We start from the raw sequence: 20,087 nt of genomic DNA on the forward strand, positions 1-20,087 counted from the left end.
AGCGCTAATTCAATAACCCTATTTAAATAACTGGCTTTAATTAAATACCAAGCTTTTTTTCACTCACCAAGCCTAATCACACATAGTGACAGCATCAGCCAGCCGCTCTTCAATAATACGCCTAATAATAATAGACATCTCACGGAAGGTCTTTCTACTAGGTGATGTGTTACGCCATGCAAGAGAGTGCTGGCGCTCAATAGGCATGTCAGCAATTTCACACACGTGTAAAGCTTCAGGTTTGTGTAATTCAGAATGAATATAAAGACCGGGCAAAAAAGCAACGCCCATGCCCATAACCACCATTTGTCTTAATGTATCAAGGCTGGTGCCTTCATAGTCTCGCTGTAGGTCTGCACCTATGTCTTCGCATATTCTTTGCACTTGATGATGAAAATGGTGCTTATCTTCTAACGTAAGTATTTTTTCACCGCTGATATCTTCAGGGTGAACAAATGCTTTACCCGATAGAAAATGATCAGACGGGGTAACAAACTTTAGCGGTTCTTTGAACAGCGGCGAAGTAATAAGCTGTGAGTTATCACTTGAAAGGGGAGAAAGGATAATGTCGTACTCACCTCTTAATAATCCGTGCTGCAAGTCATCGGGTGACGCTTCTCTTACGTAAAATCGCAGTCCCGGCTTTAGTCTGTGCAAATCGGGTAAAACAAAAGGCAATAAATAAGGACCAAGTGTTGGAGGAATACCAAGCCGATAGGTGATTACTTCCCCTTTTGAGAGATCGCGGGCCATTTCAGAGAAGCGTTGAGTAGACTGCAATACCTCCTCTGCACTGGCTAAAAGCGCCTTTCCTTGTGGCGAAAGCAAGGTGCCAGTGCGGGAACGTTCTAACAGCGTTAAATTCAGTGTGTCTTCTAACGCATTTATTTGGCTAGTCAGCGTGGGCTGGCTAATGCCAAGTGCCCCTGCTGCCTGTCGAAAATTGAGGTATTTTGCAACGGCCACAAAGTAGCGAATCTGGTTAAACGAGGGGGCTTTACCACCTAATTGCATAATTAAAACTCCTACTTTTGACTATAGTTAATGAGCAGACTATCCAACAAATAACTCGCATGATAGTTTTTGGTTATCACGAGGTGGTATATTAAACTATTAATCTATCAAGTGACACTAGAGTATTAACATTGTTATAACTATTTAAAATAACCGGGAGTATTCTATGGAACACGTCTTTTCAGGTGTTGCGAAGTTTCAAAAAGAAGTTTATCCAAATAAAAAAGCAACCTTTCAAAAATTAGCGAATGGTCAAAACCCAGAAGTTCTTTTCATCACGTGCTCAGATTCTCGTATTGACCCGAACCTGGTTACTCAAACCGATCCGGGCGAGCTTTTCATTTGTCGAAATGCGGGCAATATTGTTCCTCCTCATAGTAATCAAACCGGCGGCATGACAGCGTCTATTGAATTTGCTGTAGCTGCGTTAGGGGTTTCACACATTGTGGTATGTGGTCATACAGATTGTGGTGCTATGAAAGGCGCTATCAGCCCTGAAGGTCTAGATTCATTACCGCACGTAAAAGAGTGGTTAGGGCACTGCCGCGTGGCGACTGACGTTGTTAAAGAGCGTTGTGGTCACGACAAACTATCTATTGACGATTTAGAAGCGGTGACAAAAGAAAACGTATTGCAACAAATACAGCACCTTCGCACTCATCCTGCAGTGGCGGCTAAAATTGCAACTGGACAAGTAGAGCTTCACGGCTGGGTTTACAATATCGGTAGCGGCGACATGTTGTGTTACAGCAGCGAAGCTGGCGACTTTGTTACTATGGACCAGACAGAGGCTGAAGCGCGATTCAAACGTGCAAAAGCGGCTGAATAAGAGGGAACATTTGTGGTAAAAATTAATTTTTCAAATTTAAGAGGTGATCTCACTGGTGGTTTAACTGCCGGTATCGTTGCATTACCTCTTGCGTTAGCGCTTGGTGTAGCCTCAGGTCTTGGACCAATGGCTGGCCTGTATGGTGCAATAGCTGTTGGCTTTTTCGCTGCTCTTTTTGGCGGCACACCAGCTCAAATTTCAGGTCCTACTGGACCAATGGTGGTGGTACTTGCTGGCTTGTTTGCCAGCCTCTCTGGTGATGCTAGCCTAATATTTACGGCGGTAATGCTAGCCGGTATATTCCAAATAGCGTTTGGCTTGTTTGGTGTTGGACAATATATAAGGCTTGTTCCTTATCCAGTGATTTCGGGCTTTATGTCTGGGATTGGTGCCATCATTATTATTTTGCAAATTGGCCGATTACTTGGGCATGAACCTCCAGGCGGTACCATCGGTGCGCTTTCTTACCTTCCAACAGCGTTGGCTGATATAAACTTCTCAACCCTAGCTTTAGGTCTTGGCACGTTAGTGATAGCGTACAAGTGGCCTGCGTCTTTAGGCAAATATGTACCTGGTGCTCTTGCTGCACTTATCATTGGTACATTAGTCAGTCTTGCGCTAAGCGTACCAGTATTGGGTAATATTCCAACGGGCTTGCCTAGCCTTCAATTGCCTGTATTTGATCAAAGCAAGATATGGGTTGTAATAGAGGCTGCATTTATTCTAGCGCTGCTAGGTGCAATTGATAGTCTTTTGACTTCGCTTGTTGCTGATAACATGACGCGTACTCGTCATGATAGTAATAAAGAGCTTATCGGTCAGGGGATTGGTAACACCTTTGCCGGCTTAATCGGCGGTATCGCGGGTGCAGGTGCAACCATGCGTACTGTTGTAAATATCCGAAGCGGCGGTAAATACAACGTGTCTGGTATGGTACATGCGTTGGTATTACTTGCTATTGTATTAGGTTTAAGCCCACTTGCGGCAAAAATCCCGCATGCTGTGCTTGCCGGTATATTGGTAAAAGTTGGACTAGACATCATCGATTGGGGCTACTTAAAACGTGGTCACAAAGGCCCACGATGGGACTTTGGATTGATGGCATTAGTATTGCTGTTAACGGTATTCGTAGACCTTATCACCGCAGTGGGCGTAGGTGTTGTACTTGGCGCTTTAGCGTATGTTAGACAAGTCGCTCAGCTACAAATTGAAGAGCTGCAAAAGATTCCCCAAGATCTTAACGACCCGAAAGAAAATGGATTGCTTGAGGAACTCAAAGACAAAGTGTCTATCTTTAGCTTCGGTGGTCCATTGAGCTTTGGTGCGGCAGCTGATTTAGGTCACCGTGTTCGCGAGCGTGTTCAGCCTGGCAGTAAGTTCACTATTCTGGACTTCTCACGGGTACCTTTGATGGATGTATCTGCAGCAATGGCAGTTGATACAGTAACATCAGACGCACTAGCGGCAGGAAGGCAGTTGATAATTTGTGGTGCCAACGAAAACCTTAACAAAGTACTTGAGGGTGTTAATGAAGCTCACCCAGGCATTCCTAACTTTGAAACGCTACACGATGCGCTTCTGTATGCAAAAAAGAAAGTAGGCGGGAGTAATGATGGCGAACCATCGCTGCAAGCCGCAACACAATCGTGATAAGAGTTTGAGGTAAACAAAACCTTTCCCTTTTTTAGCCCTCCTCAGGAGGGCTTTTTTATGTCTGCAGCTAAGCTTTTTTATCGATTGGCGATGAATAATGAGAGGTAGGTGCTCTTTGAACCCAATGTGCCACTAATTACCTGTAAATAACATTCGCAATTTAATTAATTGATTGTTCAATTAAACTTAACGTAAGTGTAACAATGCCTTTCTAAAGTAGTGCGCAAACAATACACAACTACTTTGAGAACCACATGAAATCACGGAATAAATTATATATAGCAATACTTGCTGCTCTTTCTTCTATTGCTGCGTCGTCACAAGTTTTGGCGGAGGAAGCGGAACGCGCAGAGGAAGAGCGTATTGAAGAAATTACTGTTGTGGGGCGTAGCGTTTCTTATGCGAATAACGCAACCAGCGACGACATGTTCAAACAGCAGGCAAATCTGAGCAGCGTTTTAGCGGCGGTGGACAACTTACCAGGTGTTCTTATTAACGAAGGCGACACCTTTGGTGCTGATGATTGGTCAACGTCTATTGTTATTCGCGGGTTTCAGGTAAACCTAAACGAACAGCAGATAGGTATGACGGTAGATGGAATCGCTAACGGCAACTCAAATTATGGTGGGGGTGCGAAGGCGAATCGCTATATCGATACTGAAAACGTAAATGGCGTAGAAGTATCACAGGGTACAGCAGACATTGCTTCCCGCTCTCATGAAGCATTAGGCGGTACGCTAAACTTCACCACCATCAACCCGTCTATGGAGCAAGGTTTAGTTACTAGCTTAACCGCAGGCGAGTTTGATGCGTCAAAGTATTATGTGCGCTACGAAACAGGTGAAATCTTTAAAGATACTTACGCTTGGATAAGCCTTTCAAGTCAAGAGAGTTCTGACTTTATGCAGCAAGCAGCAGAGAACACTCGTGACCACTTGGCGATGAAGTTTATCTCTACTGTTAACGATGTATCGCTTACCGGTTACCTGTCTTACGACGATACCCACGAAGACAACTATCAGCGAATATATGGTTTAGCGCAATATGAGCAAAATCCGGAATGGGATCAGCTAACTGACGAATGGACAGGAGTGCCTTATCAAGATCAGGCGTATCGAAGGGGGTGGTCTACATTACGGGAAAACCTTTTTGCCTATCTTCAGGCTGAATTTACCATTGGCCAGGTCGATTTTATGACCAACGTTTATTATCACGACAATAAAGGCCGCGGCGAGTGGGTTCCACCATATATCGTTGATATCACTGATGACGATGCTGAAGGACACTCTGAACTTGTGGTCGGTAATACGGTGTTCGGCGGACAAGAACTCGGACAAATCTACTTCGTGGATAGACAAGGCAATCAGCTAAGCCCTATTGAGGGTTGTCAAAGCTCACTAACTTTCCCTTATGGCGGTGCAGGCGCACAGTACGATCCTGGCTGTCACGAACAAGGGGCTATTCCAGTAGGCTCTTATCGCCACACCCATTATGATAAAGAACGCTTTGGCATAAATGCCGATGCAGTCTGGTACACCAAAATTGGTGATTTTGATAATACGGTTCGATTCGGAATTTGGTGGGAAGACTATGAGCGAGGTGAATCACGGGACTGGCACAAGATAACCAATTCATCTATCAGCGTAGATTATGATAACGTGCCTTATTGGGTGCAGTACGACAGAACATTTCCGGTTGATACCCTGATGTACTATGTGGAAGACGAGCTAGATCTAGGCTTTGCTCGCATCCGTGCGGGCGCAAAGAAGTTCAACGTGGATATCGAGAAAACCGACAACTTTGATTCAGCTAACAACTTAGCGGTGAATACGGATTCAGATACATTATTCTCAGCGGGTATCGTCGCACCTTTACCAATTGAAGGAGTAGAAGTTTTCGCAGGTTACGGTGAAAACTTTGCGGCAATCAAAGACGCCCAGCTTGAACGTAACGATACTGACCTTCGTTTTATAAAGCCAGAGACAGCTGATAACATTGACGTCGGTTTCCGCTACGCGTCACCAGGCTTTAATACCAGTGTGACCTACTACAATATTGAGTTTAATGACCGTATTCAGTTTACTAGTAACGAAACTTCAGAGGGTATAGACTTTCTTGAAGCCGCCGCTGGTGGTTATAAAAATGTTGGTGGTATTAAGTCAAGCGGTTTTGAGGTTTCAGCAGACGTTATGCTAACCGACGAGTTCTCGTTGTTTACCTCTATTACCCTAAGCGATTCTGAGTACGTTGCGACGGTAGGAAGTTCAGGTACGCAATATGATACACTTGCTAATGCCCAAGCTGCCATTGCAGACGCTGAAAACCCTGAGGTATCGCTGGTAGCTATTGAAGGTAATACGGTTATCGGTACACCTGATACTATGGCAGTAGTCAGTCTTGATTGGGCGCGCGACAACTACTTTGCTGGCTTATCAACTAAGTATGTTGATAGCCGTTTCCTAGATATCGAAAATGCCGCACGGGTTGATGACTACATTGTTAGTGACTTCTATGTGGGTGGCTTTATCGAAAACATTGGGCCAGGTGTTGAAGAACTAGAGGTGCGTTTAACCGTCAATAATTTGTTTGACGAAGATTACGCTTCTACTATTGCACCAGGTGCGTTTTGGATTGGCGCCCCACGCGCAGTTGCAGTCAACGCACGCTTAACCTTTTAATCGTGATAACAAATCTGCAACAGTTTAGTGCTGTTGCAGGTTCGATAAAACACTGAAGAATATTGATTTGTATAAAAAGGGCGGTTCGACATAAGTCTTACCGCCCTTTTTGTATTTTTTGAACAATCAGTGCCGAATGCATCATGCTATCCAGCGTAGTGAGCCAAAATACGGCTCACCAAACTGATCGTTCAACGAATTACCAAATACGCACACGCTCATCTGGCGCTAGGTATAGGGCATCACCCGGTTTAACGTCAAAGGCTTCATACCATGCATCGTGGTTACGAGGTGCTTGTGCACGGAAGCGGCCCGGTGCGTGTGTACCGGCACGAAGCTGGTTCAACATGCTTTGTTCAGTACGCTTTTCTTTCCAAACTTGAGCCCAAGCAAGGAAGAAACGCTGATCGCCTGTAAGACCATCAATAACTGGCGCTTCTTCACCGTTAAGACTAAGTTTGTAAGCGTGGTAGGCCATTGCAAGACCACCTACATCACCAATGTTTTCACCCAGGCTGTTACGACCGTTTACGAAGTTGCCTTCAATGGGCTCGTACTTACTGTATTGAGCTGCAAGGGCATCTGCTTTTTCTTCGAACGCCGCGCGATCTTCGTCTGTCCACCAGTTAGTTTGAATCCCCATGGCATCAGACTTCGAGCCTTGGTCATCAAAACCGTGTCCCATTTCATGACCGATAACAGCACCTATTGCACCGTAGTTAACGGCTGCATCTGCATTTGGGTCGAAAAATGGTGGTTGAAGAATTGCAGCAGGGAATACAATTTCGTTGAATGAGCTGTTGTAATAAGCATTTACTCGCTGTGGTGTCATACCCCAACGCTCACGATCGGTCTTCTTAAGCTCACGCTCTACCGATTCAGCATGGAAGAATTCACGTAAGTTGCGAACGTTACCAATAAGGTCGTTATCACTAATAGTTACGCCGTCAAACGACTGCCACTCATCTGGGTAACCAATTTTAGGACGAAATGCCATTAGCTTCTCTTTGGCATTAACCTTGGTTTCTTCACCCATCCATTCAAGGGTATCTATACGCTCGCTTAACGCAGCACGTAGGTTCTCCACTAGCTCTGCCATTTGTGTTTTTGAGCTTTCAGGAAAATACTCGTCTACGTAAATCTTGCCAATTGCAAAACCAAGAGACTGAGTACCCGACATTTGACTTAACGCACGCTTCCAACGAGGGCGCGGCTCTTGTTGACCATTAAGCGTACGACCGTAAAAGTCGAAATTGGCCATGTATACATCTTCGGCAAGCATGCCCGCATTGTTAGAAATCGTGTGATATTTCAAATAAGATTTCCAGTCGTTCAGGTCAACTTGGTTTATCAGTTTAATCACATCTTTTACAGGCTGAGGCTGAGTGATGTTGAGCTCTGGTACCTTATAACCTGACTGTGCGAAATAAACATCCCAATCGAAACCCGGATAGGCATCAGTGAGCTTACTGCGCTCAATTTGGTTAAGGGTCAGGTCACGGTTACGGCGTTTTTCGCGAGGCCACTGAACTTCAGCTAGCTGAGTTTCTAGCGCCATAATATTCGCTGCTTTTGTGCCTGCGTCTTCTACGCCAGCTAAGGTAAGCATCTCTTCAATGTGGGCTACATAGGCTTCGCGAATTTTTACAAAGCGCTCACTATCGCTTAGGTAGTAGTCGCGATCGGGAAGACCAATACCACCAACACCCACGCTTAGCTGGTATTCATTCGGGTCAAGACGGTTGTACCACATACCGCCACCAATAGGCGTACTGTAACCGTATAGCCAGCTTTTACCGAAGGCTGCGGTGAGGTCTTTCGTGTTTTCTATACTATCAATGTCGTTTAGAACATCACTAATAGGAGATAGGCCTTTTTCATTGATGGTCTCTGTGTCCATAAAGGCAACGTAGAAATCTCTAACTAACTTTTCATCAGCGTTAAGTGTTTCCTTTTCTGTTAGACCATCGATAATGCTTTTTACCTGTTCTTCGCTGCGTTCAGCTAAGCCGGTAAATGCGCCATAGCGCGTTTTATCTGCAGGAAGTTCATAGTTGTCGTACCAAGTGCCACTGGCATACATAAAGAAGTCGTCACCTGGCTTAACCGCTTCATTTCGAGCAGAAAGATCGACACCAAACGAGCCAAGTTCCGCCTCGGCTTTTGCTTCAGCAGGCTCTGCTTTGGTCATTTGTTCTTTGGCTTGCTCTGGTTGAGAGCAACCAGCCAGGCCAAGTGATGCCGCAATCGCTACGGCAAGGAGTTTATATTTCATATGGTTTCTCATTTTAGTTTTATGTGTCGTCGTTAGGATGAATGACACTTTTAGTTTTTAAAGTAGGCACAAATTCCTGATTAAAAGGTAAAGCATTCTGTGCCTGATTAAAATAGTGGGCGATATGTTCGTTTTCTTGCTGTAAAAAATTTGCGACAGCATCGTGGAAAGCCGGCTCAAACAGCTGGTGTTTGGACTGACAGTAAATAGGCTCAAACCCTCGCAATATTTTATGTTCGCCTTGGGTGCCTGGGTTGAAATGAGTGAGCTTATTGTTTATCGCAAACGCGATACCTTCGAAATAACAGCATGCAAAATGCAGGCTATCGATATCTTTGAGTGCTCCCCAATAACGTCCATAAAGGCCAGATTCGTCGTGAAAAAATAAAGCGCTAGCCACCGGATTTCCGTGCTCAATTGCTGTAACAATAAGCAGGCGTTCACTCATAGTTGACACAAGCGTTTCAAAAAAGGCGGTATTGAGGTAGCCAAGGTGGCCACTGCGCTTTAAGTAGGTAGATTGATAGCACTTAACGAAGAAGGCGAGTCTTTCTGGGGTAATGTCGCTTCCGCTGTAGTGTGAGAATTGGATGCCGTTTTCAGTCAGTTTTTTTCGTGTTTTGCTTATTGATTTACGCTTTCTCGAGGTGAGGGCATTCAAAAAATCATCAAAGTGCGTGTAACCATAGTTGTGCCACTGAAATTGCACACTGTGGCGAGTTAAATAATGGTGTTCTTTAGTTAGCAAGTTGTTTTCGCTGTCTGAAACGAATAACCAGTGTAGTGACGAGATATGCTCTTTGTATCTCGATTGGCACTGCGCGCTTAAGGTATCTGCAATTTGTGCTAATAGAGCAGGGGAGCACGTTAGACCTTCTTTTATTAGTAACCGTTTGCCTGTTACCGGAGTGAAAGGTACGGCACTTATCCATTTTGGGTAGTAGTCAATGCCGTGTTGATGATAAGCATTTGCCCATGCGTGGTCGAATACGTACTCGCCATAGCTGTGTGTTTTAAGGTAGCCAGGTATCGCCATAACAATATGGCCGTCATGCTCTACCGTTACATGAAACGGGCGCCATCCCGATTCTTCACCACAACACTTTGACGTTTCCAATGCATGCAAAAATTCAAATTGGAGAAATGGGCCTGCATTCTCAGCGAGAGAGTTCCATTGCGCTTTGGAGATACTTGCTATGCTGTCGTGTATTATTACTTGTTCATTCATAATTTCATTTAAAGTATATCAAGCGCTAGTAATGCGACTCTTTTCTTATTAAGGCTAGACTGTCGTTGGTATAACGAAATAAAATACTGCTTCAAAATAGGTCAACGGGACCTAATCAAAACACATCACCCATGCCGTAATTTTAGTATTTGAATATTTACGGAAAACAGTAACAAGTAGGGTCACAAAAATGTCAGAGTTTGACCGAAAGATCATTATCGACGCGATTACCCGCATGCTGGCACGACGAGAGCATAGCTACAGTGAAATAGTGCGTAAACTTACCCAAAAGGGCATTGAGAACGAAGCGCTGTTACCCATTTTAGATGCTTTTCGTGAAGCCGATATTCAAAGCGACGAGCGATTTGCTCAAAGCAGAGCGCGGGCCCTGTATTTAAAGGGCAAGGGCCCAAGAGTGATAAAGTTAGACCTGCAACAATACGGTGTTGATGAAGGGTACGTTCGACAGGCTTTCGAAGAAATTGAAGCGGATTGGTTTGAAAGCGCGAAAACGGCAAAAGTGAAAAAGTTTGGCGCATTTTTTGAGACAGACTTCACCTTACGTCAAAAACAAAAGCGCTTTTTACAATACCGAGGGTTTTACCAAGAGCATATTGATTATGCTGTAAGCAATGAGTGATCATACGGAAAGTAACATGTAAATGTACCTACAATTTTATTTTAGCTGCAGTTTTGGTGATGTTTAGTAAAAAATTGCCTACTACATAGCCCCCTTAGGCTTAACAGAAAACCACTATTCGTGCTATTGTTTCGCAAAATTGTGCGAGCATAACGCCATGTGACGCGGATATCTCTTTGTTCACTATTTTTACTCGACTTTTCACTTTGTTGTTTACGCACTTTTCCTTGCTATGAAATTGTTAGGCTATGTTGGGTTATGGAATTGTGAGCGATTTAAGCAACTGAGTAAATTAAGCAACAATGTCGAGTAAGGGCTTCGCACCGTCTCATTAATGTATAAAGGAAGTTAGGTTTTCAATGACAATATCAACTGCTGACTTACGCAACAAGTTCAAAGATTATTTCAAAAGTCATGGCCATCACGCCGTCGCTAGCTCGTCACTGGTACCTGCAGATGATCCAACGCTTCTTTTTACTAACGCAGGTATGAATCAATTCAAAGACACCTTGCTAGGCGCAGATAAGCGCAGTTATTCTCGTGCAGTGTCTTCTCAGCGCTGTGTAAGAGCCGGTGGTAAACACAACGATTTAGAGAACGTAGGTTACACCGCTCGTCACCACACATTCTTTGAAATGTTGGGTAACTTTAGTTTTGGCGATTACTTCAAAAAAGAAGCTATTGAATTTGCTTGGAATTTTTTAACCAAAGAAGTAGGCCTTCCTGCAGAGAAGCTATTAGTGACGGTTTACTCTGAAGATGATGAAGCCTTTGATATTTGGGAAAATCACATTGGCGTTCCGAAAGAGAAAATCATTCGCATAAGTACCTCTGATAACTTCTGGTCGATGGGTGATACAGGGCCTTGCGGTCCATGTTCTGAAATATTTTATGATCATGGTGCACATATCTGGGGCGGTCCTCCTGGCACGCCAGAGGAAGACGGCGATCGTTTCATTGAAATATGGAACCTAGTATTCATGCAGTACAACAAGCAGGCTGATGGCAGCATGGAGCCCCTACCTGCACCCTCTATCGATACCGGTATGGGACTTGAGCGTATTTCTGCCATTTTACAAAACGTGCACAGCAACTACGAAATCGATTTATTTCAAAATCTTATTAAGTCAGCGGCGTCAATTGTTGGTACCGATGATTTAGAGAATAAGTCGTTGCGAGTGATTGCTGACCATATTCGTTCGTGCAGCTTTTTAATTTGTGATGGTGTTATGCCATCTAACGAAGGTCGCGGCTATGTACTTCGCCGTATTATCCGCCGTGCCGTTCGCCATGGCTATAAGCTAGGTGCTGATGATATTTTCTTCTACAAGCTAGTAGCTTCATTGGCTACTGAGATGGGCGAAGCGTACCCAGAGCTCGTTGACCAAAAGCCAGTAGTAGAAAAAGTACTTCGCGTGGAAGAAGAGCAGTTTAGTAAGACACTTGCCCGCGGAATGGCAATGCTTAACGAGACCCTTGAAACATTAGAGGGCGATACTATTCCAGGCGATGTTGTGTTCAAGCTTTACGACACCTATGGATTCCCTATTGACTTGACCAACGACGTAGCAAGAGAGCACGAGCTTAAAATTGACGAGGAAGGCTTTGAGTCTGCTATGCAGCAGCAGAGAGCAAGGGCGCAACAAGCGAGTAATTTTGGTACCGACTACAATAATAGATTGGTGGTTGAACAGGAAACTGCCTTTACGGGTTATACCGACGTTGACGGCAGTGCAACGGTTGTTGAGCTAATTGCTAACAATGAATTCGTCGCCACTTTAGAAGATGGCCAAGAAGGTGTTGTGGTGCTAAACAGCACGCCGTTTTATGCGGAAAGCGGTGGTCAATCTGGTGACAAAGGCATACTAAGCGTAGCCGGTGGTGAGTTCGTTGTATCAGACACTCAAAAGATGGGTAAAGCATTTGCTCATAGAGGTGTTGCTAAAGGTACAGTGAAAAAAGGTGATACAGCTACCGCATCTATTGACGTAGCCAACCGAGAAGCAATTAAAAAGAACCACAGTGCAACTCACTTATTGCATGCTGCTCTTCGCGAGATATTGGGCGAGCACGTAACGCAAAAGGGCTCACTGGTTGAGGCTCCTCGCTTGCGCTTTGACTTCTCTCACTTTGAAGCCGTGACGTCAGAGCAAATTGTGCAAATAGAGCGTCGAGTTAATGAACAAATCAGAGAAAACCATGTCCTATCTACAGAGCTAATGGAGCTTGAAGACGCTAAAGCGTCAGGCGCGATGGCGTTGTTCGGCGAAAAGTACGACGAAAAAGTACGCGTTGTAAAAATGGGGCCGTTTTCTGTAGAGCTTTGCGGCGGTACTCACGTTACTAGAACTGGTGACATCGGTTTGCTTAAAATTACCAGCGAAGCCGGCATTGCTTCAGGCGTACGTCGTTTAGAAGCAGTAACAGGCGAAGAGGCCTTAAATGTAATGCAGAGCCAGCAGGCAACACTTGCGTCGCTATCGGCAATGTTGAAAACAGACAGCGCCAATGTGCTAGACAGGGTAGCAACATTACAAAATCATACTAAAGAGTTAGAAAAAGCACTCACTGCGGCCAAACAAAAACTGGCAAGTCAGCAAGGTGCTGATATGCTTAGTAATACGGTAGAGATAAATGGCGTAAAAGTGCTAGTCGCCAATTTAGAAGGTGTGGAAGCTAAGTCATTGCGTTCAATGATGGATGATATAAAGAACCGAATCGGCGAAGGCATCGTAGTATTAGGTGTAGCAAACAATTCAAAAGTTAATCTTATTGTTGGTGTTACCAAAAACCTTACTAGTCAGGTAAAAGCCGGCGAATTGGTGAATTTCATCGCCTCGCAAGTTGGCGGCAAAGGTGGCGGTAGACCTGACATGGCTCAGGCAGGTGGCGACAAACCTGAAAATCTCAATCAGGCGTTAGATTCGGTTAACGCTTGGTTACAAGATAAGCTATAATGATAACCGCATATAACAGTGAGTTTTTGAAGTGACACAGAAACAAGGAATCACTGCGCTTCCGCTGGGTCGTGCCGGCGAGTTAGCAAACTATAATGGAAACGTTAAATATAAAGGAACAGGAGCAAGCGAATGCTTATTTTGACTCGTCGAGTTGGTGAAACGCTTATGGTTGGTGACGATGTTACTGTTACTGTGTTAGGCGTCAAAGGGAATCAGGTACGAATAGGTGTTAATGCACCGAAAGAAGTTTCTGTGCACCGTGAAGAAATATACATGCGTATTCAGGCAGAAAAAGGCGGACAGCCGGACTCTGCAGAATAAACGTTAATATAGCTTCATTGGGAAAGGTCGGCGCACGCCGGCCTTTTTTGTTTCTATATTTAAAAAAATGGTACTAGCCCAAATTTTCCCGGCAATGATTGATTGACGAGGTATCAGTAGGCGAGGGTCGTGTGATTGGTATATAATTAACGTGTTTTTTAAACGAATCGTTTAAAATGACAGCGGACGAACACTTTCTTCCTAAAAAAGGTTTGACTCAGGCCAATGAATCCGTAAAATGCATCCCGCACTCAAGGAGAGGTGGGTGAGTGGCTGAAACCAGTTCCCTGCTAAGGAACCGTACGTTAATTCGTACCGAGGGTTCGAATCCCTCCCTCTCCGCCATTATTCGTTGATAGTGGCGGTCGACAAAAAGTTTATTGCGCGTGTGTAGCTCAGCTGGATAGAGTACCTGGCTACGAACCAGGCGGTCGGAGGTTCGAATCCTTCCACACGCGCCACTTATTTTGAAGCGTCACCTTTTGATGTAAAAATCGAAAGTAAAACAGTTTACGCGTGTGTAGCTCAGCTGGATAGAGTACCTGGCTACGAACCAGGCGGTCGGAGGTTCGAATCCTTCCACACGCGCCATATAAGAAAGCCCACCTCATTGAGGTGGGTTTTTTTATGCCTGCCTCAAAGTGCCTCACGCTACACACTTCTACACGACGAGCACAAATCCACTCTTTTTGCATATTCTCTTGTTAAAGATTGTGAACCTTTGTACGTGCTAAAAGCATGTTCAAATATCGACAGTTTTCATCTTTATGGCATTTATCACATTGCGTTGTTGAGTTTTAACAAACCCCATGATAGTTATTTATCATAGATTTTATTAAAGCGAGTTCACATGGACACTGATTCAGTCACTAGCCTGCTAATGGAAGCGGCTTCACTTATGCTAATAGGTATGCTGTTTGTATTTTCCTTTCTTGGTTTACTTATCCTAGGGATCCATCTTATTGCGCGCTTTTGTAAAGCATTCCCCGGGGAGGATGACTCAGAGTCAGTTTCTACCAGTAGACCCAAGCATTCAGCGCAGCCAGGTATTGATGGCAATATCATCGCCGCCATTTCCGCAGCTGTTCATACTCACCGTCAATCTAACAAAAACATATAGCCTCAAGGAACTACCATGACAAAGCCACTTGCGCTTACCGAGCTTGTTTTACGTGATGCACATCAATCTTTGCTCGCCACTCGGATGCGAATTGAAGATATGCTGCCTATTGCTGAGAAATTAGATAGCGCTGGGTTTTGGTCTGTAGAGTCTTGGGGAGGCGCAACCTTTGACGCCTGCATTCGCTACTTAGGAGAAGATCCCTGGGAGCGTATTAGAAAACTGAAAAAGGCGATGCCAAATACCCGGCAACAAATGTTGTTACGCGGGCAGAATTTGCTCGGCTATCGTCACTACGCCGACGATGTAGTGACGCGGTTTGTCGAGCGGGCTCACGAAAGCGGTGTGGACGTATTTAGAATATTCGATGCGATGAACGATATTCGCAATTTAAAAACAGCCATTAAAGCTACTATTGATAGCGGAGCTCACGCGCAGGGGACTATTTCATATACGGTGAGCCCTGTACACGGACTAGAAACATGGCTAGAGATGGCCAAGCAGTTAGAAGATCTTGGCGTTCACTCTATTTGTATTAAGGACATGGCAGGACTGCTTAAACCTTACGAGTGCGAGGCATTGATCTCAGGGCTTAAAGAGACAGTGAATGTTCCTATTGCAATGCAGTGTCATGCAACAACAGGGTTAAGCACGGCCACATATCAAAAGGCTATTGATGCAGGTATCGATATGCTGGATACCGCCATTTCCTCTATGAGCATGACATATGGTCATACAGCCACTGAGACAATGGTATCCATTGTCGAAGGTACCAAGCGAGATACGGGAATATCACTTCCACATTTAGAAGAGATCGCCAGTTACTTTCGCGAGGTCAGAAAAAAATACAGTCAATTTGAAGGCAGCTTGAAAGGTGTGGATGCGCGCATCCTTCTTGCTCAAGTGCCAGGTGGAATGCTCACCAACATGGAAAGCCAGCTAAAAGAGCAGGGTGCAGAAGACAAATTTGAAGAAGTATTAAAAGAAATTCCGCGGGTTCGTGAAGACCTCGGTTACATACCGCTAGTAACACCTACGTCTCAAATAGTAGGCACCCAATCTGTATTGAACGTACTCACGGGAGAGCGTTACAAAAGCATTACGAAAGAAACAGCAGGAGTTTTAAAAGGTGAATATGGTGCAACTGCAGCGCCGGTGAATAGCGAGTTACAAGCCCGGGTGCTAGACGGAGCAGAGCCAATAACATGTCGTCCTGCTGATAACATTTCACCTGAACTTACTAAACTTGAAAAAGAATTAGATGAACTTGCTGACAAAAAGAACATTGCTCTGTGTGAAAGCAAAATTGATGACGTGTTGACCTATGCACTCTTTCCTCAAATCGGTCTTAAGTTTCTTACCAATCGAGGGAACCTTGATGCATTTGAGGCTGCGCCGACGCTCGATGAGAATTCAAAGGACAATACCAAGGACAATACTAAGATCTCATCTTCTACTAAGGGCGCTGTCCAAGAAGGCCAAACCCAGCAGGTGACGTCTCCTCAAGCTAATACACAGGCAAATGCAGCCGCGTATGACGTTAACGTTGATGGAAAGCTTTATCACGTAGAGGTAGCTCCATCGGGCGCATTAAGCAAAGTCTCTGAGGTAAACGGCAACTCTGAGGTGAACAGCAATACTGCAGCTAGTGCTGCTACGCCTGCAAATCAAAACCAAGCCTCGAGTCAAGCTGCATCAGCATCTCAAGCAAGCGCCGCGCAAATTATTGATGCCCCATTGGCCGGAAACGTATTTAAGGTTTTGGTGCGCAATGGCGATAGCGTAGCCGAAGGAGATGTGGTCATTATTTTGGAAGCCATGAAAATGGAAACAGAGATACGCTCAGCCTATACAGGCACAGTTAGCGATATTCTCGTTAGTGATGGCGACGCTGTAAGCAGTGGGCAATCACTGATTTCGTTGGGGTAATACATGGATAAGTTACTACTGCTTTGGGATAGTACCGCACTTGCCCATTTTGAGGCTGGCCAACTTGTTATGATGTTGGTGGGCTTTGGATTGCTCTATTTAGCCATCGTTAAGAAATTTGAGCCTCTTTTGCTGTTACCCATAGGATTTGGCGCGCTTCTCACTAATATTCCCATAGCGGGTTTCTCCGAAGCGGGAGGCTTGCTCCACTATATTTATAAAATTGGTATCGACACCGGTGTGTTCCCACTCCTTATTTTTATGGGAGTTGGGGCTATGACCGATTTTAGCGCGCTTATCGCCAATCCAAGAATGCTATTACTAGGCGCGGCAGCTCAATTTGGCATTTTCGCTACGCTCTTTGGTGCCATCGCTTTAAATTTACTGCCAGGTTTTGATTTTACCTTAAAGGACGCCAGTGCTATCGCCATTATAGGTGGAGCCGATGGGCCTACCGCAATATTCCTTGCCTCTCGTTTAGCGCCGGACTTACTAGGTGCCATCGCCGTTGCGGCATATTCGTACATGGCATTAGTGCCCATTATTCAGCCACCTATTATGAAAGCTCTTACTACCAAAGCTGAGCGAGAGATTAAAATGGGGCAACTGCGCTTTGTTTCTAAACGGGAAAAGATAATTTTTCCTCTGGCGGTGTTGTTTCTAACGATTTTATTTTTGCCTGCGGCAACCCCTCTTGTAGGCATGTTCTGTTTCGGTAACTTAATGAAAGAGTGTGGTGTTGTAGACCGGCTAAGCAATACAGCACAAAACGAACTTATCAATACAGTGACAATCTTTCTTGGTCTTGCTGTTGGCTCAAAGTTATCGGCTGAGGCGTTCCTCACGGTAGAAACCCTTGGCATTTTAGGGCTAGGTGCTATTGCTTTTGCTATGGGTACGGCAACCGGTGTACTCATGGCAAAACTAATGAGTCGGTTAAGTGGTAATGCGATTAACCCGTTAATTGGCGCCGCGGGCGTATCTGCTGTGCCAATGGCTGCGCGAGTCGTTAATAAAGTGGGTTTAGAAGCCAATCCTCATAATTTCTTACTTATGCACGCTATGGGGCCTAATGTGGCTGGTGTGTTAGGCTCAGCAGTAGCCGCAGGTATTTTATTGGCCCTCGTAGGATAACAGCGATTAGCGCAGTAAGGGCTGACCCTGCTGCGCTTTTGCCATTAAAATAAGGTGCGAACAGGGCTCGGCTCTAATAAAGTAAGTTGCCAATAAGCAAGGTGGCATTAGAGCAAAGTGCTAGCAGTATCAGGTGCCAGCAGAGTCAGTCTATTTAACTTACAGAATGAATCCAGAAGATGTGTTTACCGCTGCGGCCGCTGTTGCCGCACCCAGTAACGTAACCACACCAGCACCGGCTAAAAACGTACCTAGCTTTTTAGCAAACGATCTATTTTTTGACTGCGCTGGCAGCTTTTGCGAAAAAAACGAAGTAAGAATAAAAATTGCACCAGCAATAACTGCATAGCTCACGTAAGTCATCAACATAACATTTCCCATTATTTAAATGTGTAATGCTTGTTTCGTTCGGCGCAGAGTAAACGTTCATTTTATGAGTTACATTAAGTTAACAAAACGAGGGGTGTGGCCGTTTCTAATGCTGCCTTTAGCTTTCGTTATTATGGTTTAGCGAATGGTTTGCTGGGGCACAAGAGAGTGGTAGGCAGTCACTAGTTTTTTAGTCCGAGTGTGTTGGGGCCAACGAAATATAGTTTCTGTTTTGCCTTCTTCAACAATTTGACCGCGCTCCATTACAATAACTTTATCTGCAATATGGCGAACAATACCCAAATTGTGACTAATAAATATAAACGCCAAACCAAGCTCTTGTTGTAACTCTAAAATCAGATTGACAGTTTGCGAGCGAATAGAGGGATCAAGGGCGGCAAAAGGCTCGTCTGCTACCAAAACTTTAGGTTTGAGCATGATTGCGCGGGCAAGCGCAATACGCTGCTGTTGTCCGTCTGAGAGCATATTCCGATAAAAGTAGAAGTGCTCTCTTAACAACCCTACTTTGACGAGGGTATCTTCAATGATTTTCTTACGTTCGTTAGATTCCAGTGTGGTATTCAATCGCAAAGGCTCATCGAGTATGCGACCCACCGGAACCGAAGGGTTCATGGTTTCGTTGCTGTGCTGCAATATCATCCGAATATCATGCGTTCGCTTTCGCTGACCGTCTTTCGATTTATATTTGGCTAAATACTTGTGCTCATTAATTTCAACTTCGCCTTCGTCAGCACGAACGGCGCCCACAAGAAGCTTGGCTAACAGTGATTTACCAGAGCGATTTTCACCAATAATAGCTACGGTTTCTCCGCGCTTAACCGTTAGGTCAATGGGGCCTAGCTCAAAAACTTCGGGCCGTTTTAACCACCGCTTGTTTTCATTGTGTAGAAACCTAAGTTGCTTTACCTGCATAACGTCTGTCATAGTTTCTCCATATGCAAAGGGTAGTGGCAACTGTAGCTGTGATCGTGGATGCGTCTTACTGCTGGTGTTTGTACGCAAGCACGTTGTGCTCGGGGGCATCGTGGACCTAATCGACAGCCAATAGGCAAATGCTGCAAGGTGGGTATTGACCCAGCAATGGTGGGCAAATGAGACTTAGGCGGTAAATCCTTTCTAAAGCTTGGGGCACTATCAAGCAGAGCCTTCGTATAAGGGTGCAGCGGCCGCTTTTTAATATGCTTCATTTTACCTGATTCCACCGTTTGCCCTGCATAAAGCACCGTCATGGTATGCGACATGCTGGCAATGGCAAGAAGGTCGTGACTCACAAATAAAATAGACAGAGACCGGGTTTGATTTAAGCGAGTGAACAACTTCAGAATTTGTGTCTTTGTTGTTGGCTCCATGCCACGTGTAGGATCATCAGCAATGAGCAGTTTAGGTTGTGAAACCAAGGCCATGGCAATCATAAATTTTTGACCAATATCGCTTGGGATTTGGTGGGGGAAGGCGCTTAAATAATGCTTGTGATGTTTTATTCCCACTTTATGCACCGTGCTGATAGCAATTTTTCTACGTTGTTGAGCACGTTGCCAAAACCATCGCCCCTGAATAAACTCACTGGGAATACTTTCTTCTAGCTGTTCACCAAGCGTTGCAGAGGGATCTAAACTGGTTTGTGGGTTTTGAAATACCACTGCAATTTCCCGTCGCATCACCTCACGACGTTGTTGTGAAGACATACCAAGAAGATTTTCACCATTCCAACTCATTCTGTCTGCGGTAACCGACCACTCTAAGGGCAGGGCCCCACATATTGCAGATACGATTAAACTCTTGCCTGAACCAGACTCACCCACTAATGCGCGAATTTCTCCAGTGCTCACCGTGAGATTGACTTTATCTAACGCTTTAATGGTGCCCTCACTACTATGCATTTCTAGCGTCAGGTTTTTTATATCTAACATCGGCAT

At 44.8% G+C, this 20,087-nt stretch carries 15 protein-coding genes and 3 tRNA genes; 12 read left to right on the forward strand and 6 right to left on the reverse strand.

The annotated features are described in order from the left end of the window. Positions 1-72: 72 nt before the first annotated feature. Positions 73-1,014 (reverse strand): hydrogen peroxide-inducible genes activator, encoded by a 942-nt coding sequence (locus tag GTQ48_RS04155; protein WP_163105302.1) that lies wholly within the window; start codon positions 1,012-1,014, stop codon positions 73-75. 166 nt (positions 1,015-1,180) lie between these two features. On the opposite strand from GTQ48_RS04155, the gene GTQ48_RS04160 reads away from it, so the two are divergent. From GTQ48_RS04160 to GTQ48_RS04170, 3 genes are all read left to right on the forward strand, one after another. Next, positions 1,181-1,843, forward strand: a complete 663-nt coding sequence (locus GTQ48_RS04160) for a carbonic anhydrase (RefSeq protein ID WP_163105303.1) — start codon at positions 1,181-1,183, stop codon at positions 1,841-1,843. A 12-nt stretch (positions 1,844-1,855) separates the two neighbouring features. Beyond that, positions 1,856-3,493 carry a SulP family inorganic anion transporter gene (locus GTQ48_RS04165; RefSeq protein WP_163105304.1) on the forward strand — a complete coding sequence of 546 codons (1,638 nt, stop codon included), beginning with the start codon at positions 1,856-1,858 and terminating at the stop codon, positions 3,491-3,493. Positions 3,494-3,750: 257 nt separating this feature from the next. Beyond that, positions 3,751-6,174: a TonB-dependent receptor domain-containing protein gene (locus tag GTQ48_RS04170; RefSeq protein WP_163105305.1), complete on the forward strand. Its 2,424-nt coding sequence runs from the start codon at positions 3,751-3,753 to the stop codon at positions 6,172-6,174. Positions 6,175-6,373: 199 nt separating this feature from the next. On the opposite strand, the gene GTQ48_RS04175 is transcribed toward GTQ48_RS04170, so the two are convergent. Beyond that, positions 6,374-8,449: a M13 family metallopeptidase gene (locus tag GTQ48_RS04175; RefSeq protein WP_163105306.1), complete on the reverse strand. Its 2,076-nt coding sequence runs from the start codon at positions 8,447-8,449 to the stop codon at positions 6,374-6,376. 19 nt (positions 8,450-8,468) lie between these two features. Then, positions 8,469-9,677, reverse strand: a complete 1,209-nt coding sequence (locus GTQ48_RS04180) for a GNAT family N-acetyltransferase (protein ID WP_163105307.1) — start codon at positions 9,675-9,677, stop codon at positions 8,469-8,471. Between the two features lie 190 nt (positions 9,678-9,867). On the opposite strand from GTQ48_RS04180, the gene GTQ48_RS04185 reads away from it, so the two are divergent. The 9 genes from GTQ48_RS04185 to GTQ48_RS04225 all read left to right on the forward strand — a co-directional run bounded on the left by GTQ48_RS04185 (position 9,868) and on the right by GTQ48_RS04225 (position 17,781). Next, a complete protein-coding gene (locus GTQ48_RS04185) occupies positions 9,868-10,317 on the forward strand; it encodes a regulatory protein RecX (RefSeq protein ID WP_163105308.1) in 450 nt (149 codons plus the stop codon). A 359-nt stretch (positions 10,318-10,676) separates the two neighbouring features. Further along, on the forward strand, positions 10,677-13,274 hold the full coding sequence (alaS, locus tag GTQ48_RS04190; RefSeq protein WP_163105309.1) for an alanine--tRNA ligase: 2,598 nt from the start codon (positions 10,677-10,679) through the stop codon (positions 13,272-13,274). Between the two features lie 132 nt (positions 13,275-13,406). After that, positions 13,407-13,598: a carbon storage regulator CsrA gene (csrA, locus tag GTQ48_RS04195; RefSeq protein ID WP_032094439.1), complete on the forward strand. Its 192-nt coding sequence runs from the start codon at positions 13,407-13,409 to the stop codon at positions 13,596-13,598. 255 nt (positions 13,599-13,853) lie between these two features. After that, positions 13,854-13,943 (forward strand) — tRNA-Ser (locus GTQ48_RS04200). A gap of 39 nt (positions 13,944-13,982) precedes the next feature. After that, positions 13,983-14,059, forward strand: a tRNA-Arg gene (locus tag GTQ48_RS04205). A gap of 53 nt (positions 14,060-14,112) precedes the next feature. Next, positions 14,113-14,189: transfer RNA gene (locus GTQ48_RS04210), tRNA-Arg, on the forward strand. Between the two features lie 259 nt (positions 14,190-14,448). Next, the gene (locus tag GTQ48_RS04215) at positions 14,449-14,718 is read left to right on the forward strand and encodes an OadG family protein (protein ID WP_163105310.1); all 270 of its coding nucleotides are present in this window, start codon (positions 14,449-14,451) and stop codon (positions 14,716-14,718) included. Positions 14,719-14,733: 15 nt separating this feature from the next. Next, positions 14,734-16,647: a sodium-extruding oxaloacetate decarboxylase subunit alpha gene (oadA, locus tag GTQ48_RS04220; RefSeq protein WP_163105311.1), complete on the forward strand. Its 1,914-nt coding sequence runs from the start codon at positions 14,734-14,736 to the stop codon at positions 16,645-16,647. Positions 16,648-16,650: 3 nt separating this feature from the next. Further along, complete coding sequence (locus GTQ48_RS04225) at positions 16,651-17,781, forward strand: sodium ion-translocating decarboxylase subunit beta (protein WP_163105312.1); 1,131 nt, start codon at positions 16,651-16,653, stop codon at positions 17,779-17,781. A 159-nt stretch (positions 17,782-17,940) separates the two neighbouring features. Here the strand turns inward: GTQ48_RS04225 and GTQ48_RS04230 are convergent, their stop codons facing one another. From GTQ48_RS04230 to GTQ48_RS04240, 3 genes are all read right to left on the reverse strand, one after another. After that, positions 17,941-18,150, reverse strand: a complete 210-nt coding sequence (locus tag GTQ48_RS04230) for a hypothetical protein (protein ID WP_163105313.1) — start codon at positions 18,148-18,150, stop codon at positions 17,941-17,943. Between the two features lie 138 nt (positions 18,151-18,288). Beyond that, the gene (locus tag GTQ48_RS04235) at positions 18,289-19,095 is read right to left on the reverse strand and encodes an ATP-binding cassette domain-containing protein (protein ID WP_163105314.1); all 807 of its coding nucleotides are present in this window, start codon (positions 19,093-19,095) and stop codon (positions 18,289-18,291) included. Then, positions 19,092-20,087 carry a peptide ABC transporter ATP-binding protein gene (locus GTQ48_RS04240; RefSeq protein ID WP_163105315.1) on the reverse strand — a complete coding sequence of 332 codons (996 nt, stop codon included), beginning with the start codon at positions 20,085-20,087 and terminating at the stop codon, positions 19,092-19,094. Before GTQ48_RS04240 ends, GTQ48_RS04235 begins: the two co-directional genes overlap by 4 nt.

The organism is Alteromonas genovensis (assembly GCF_010500895.1).
GTDB classification, from domain to species: Bacteria; Pseudomonadota; Gammaproteobacteria; order Enterobacterales; family Alteromonadaceae; genus Alteromonas; species Alteromonas genovensis.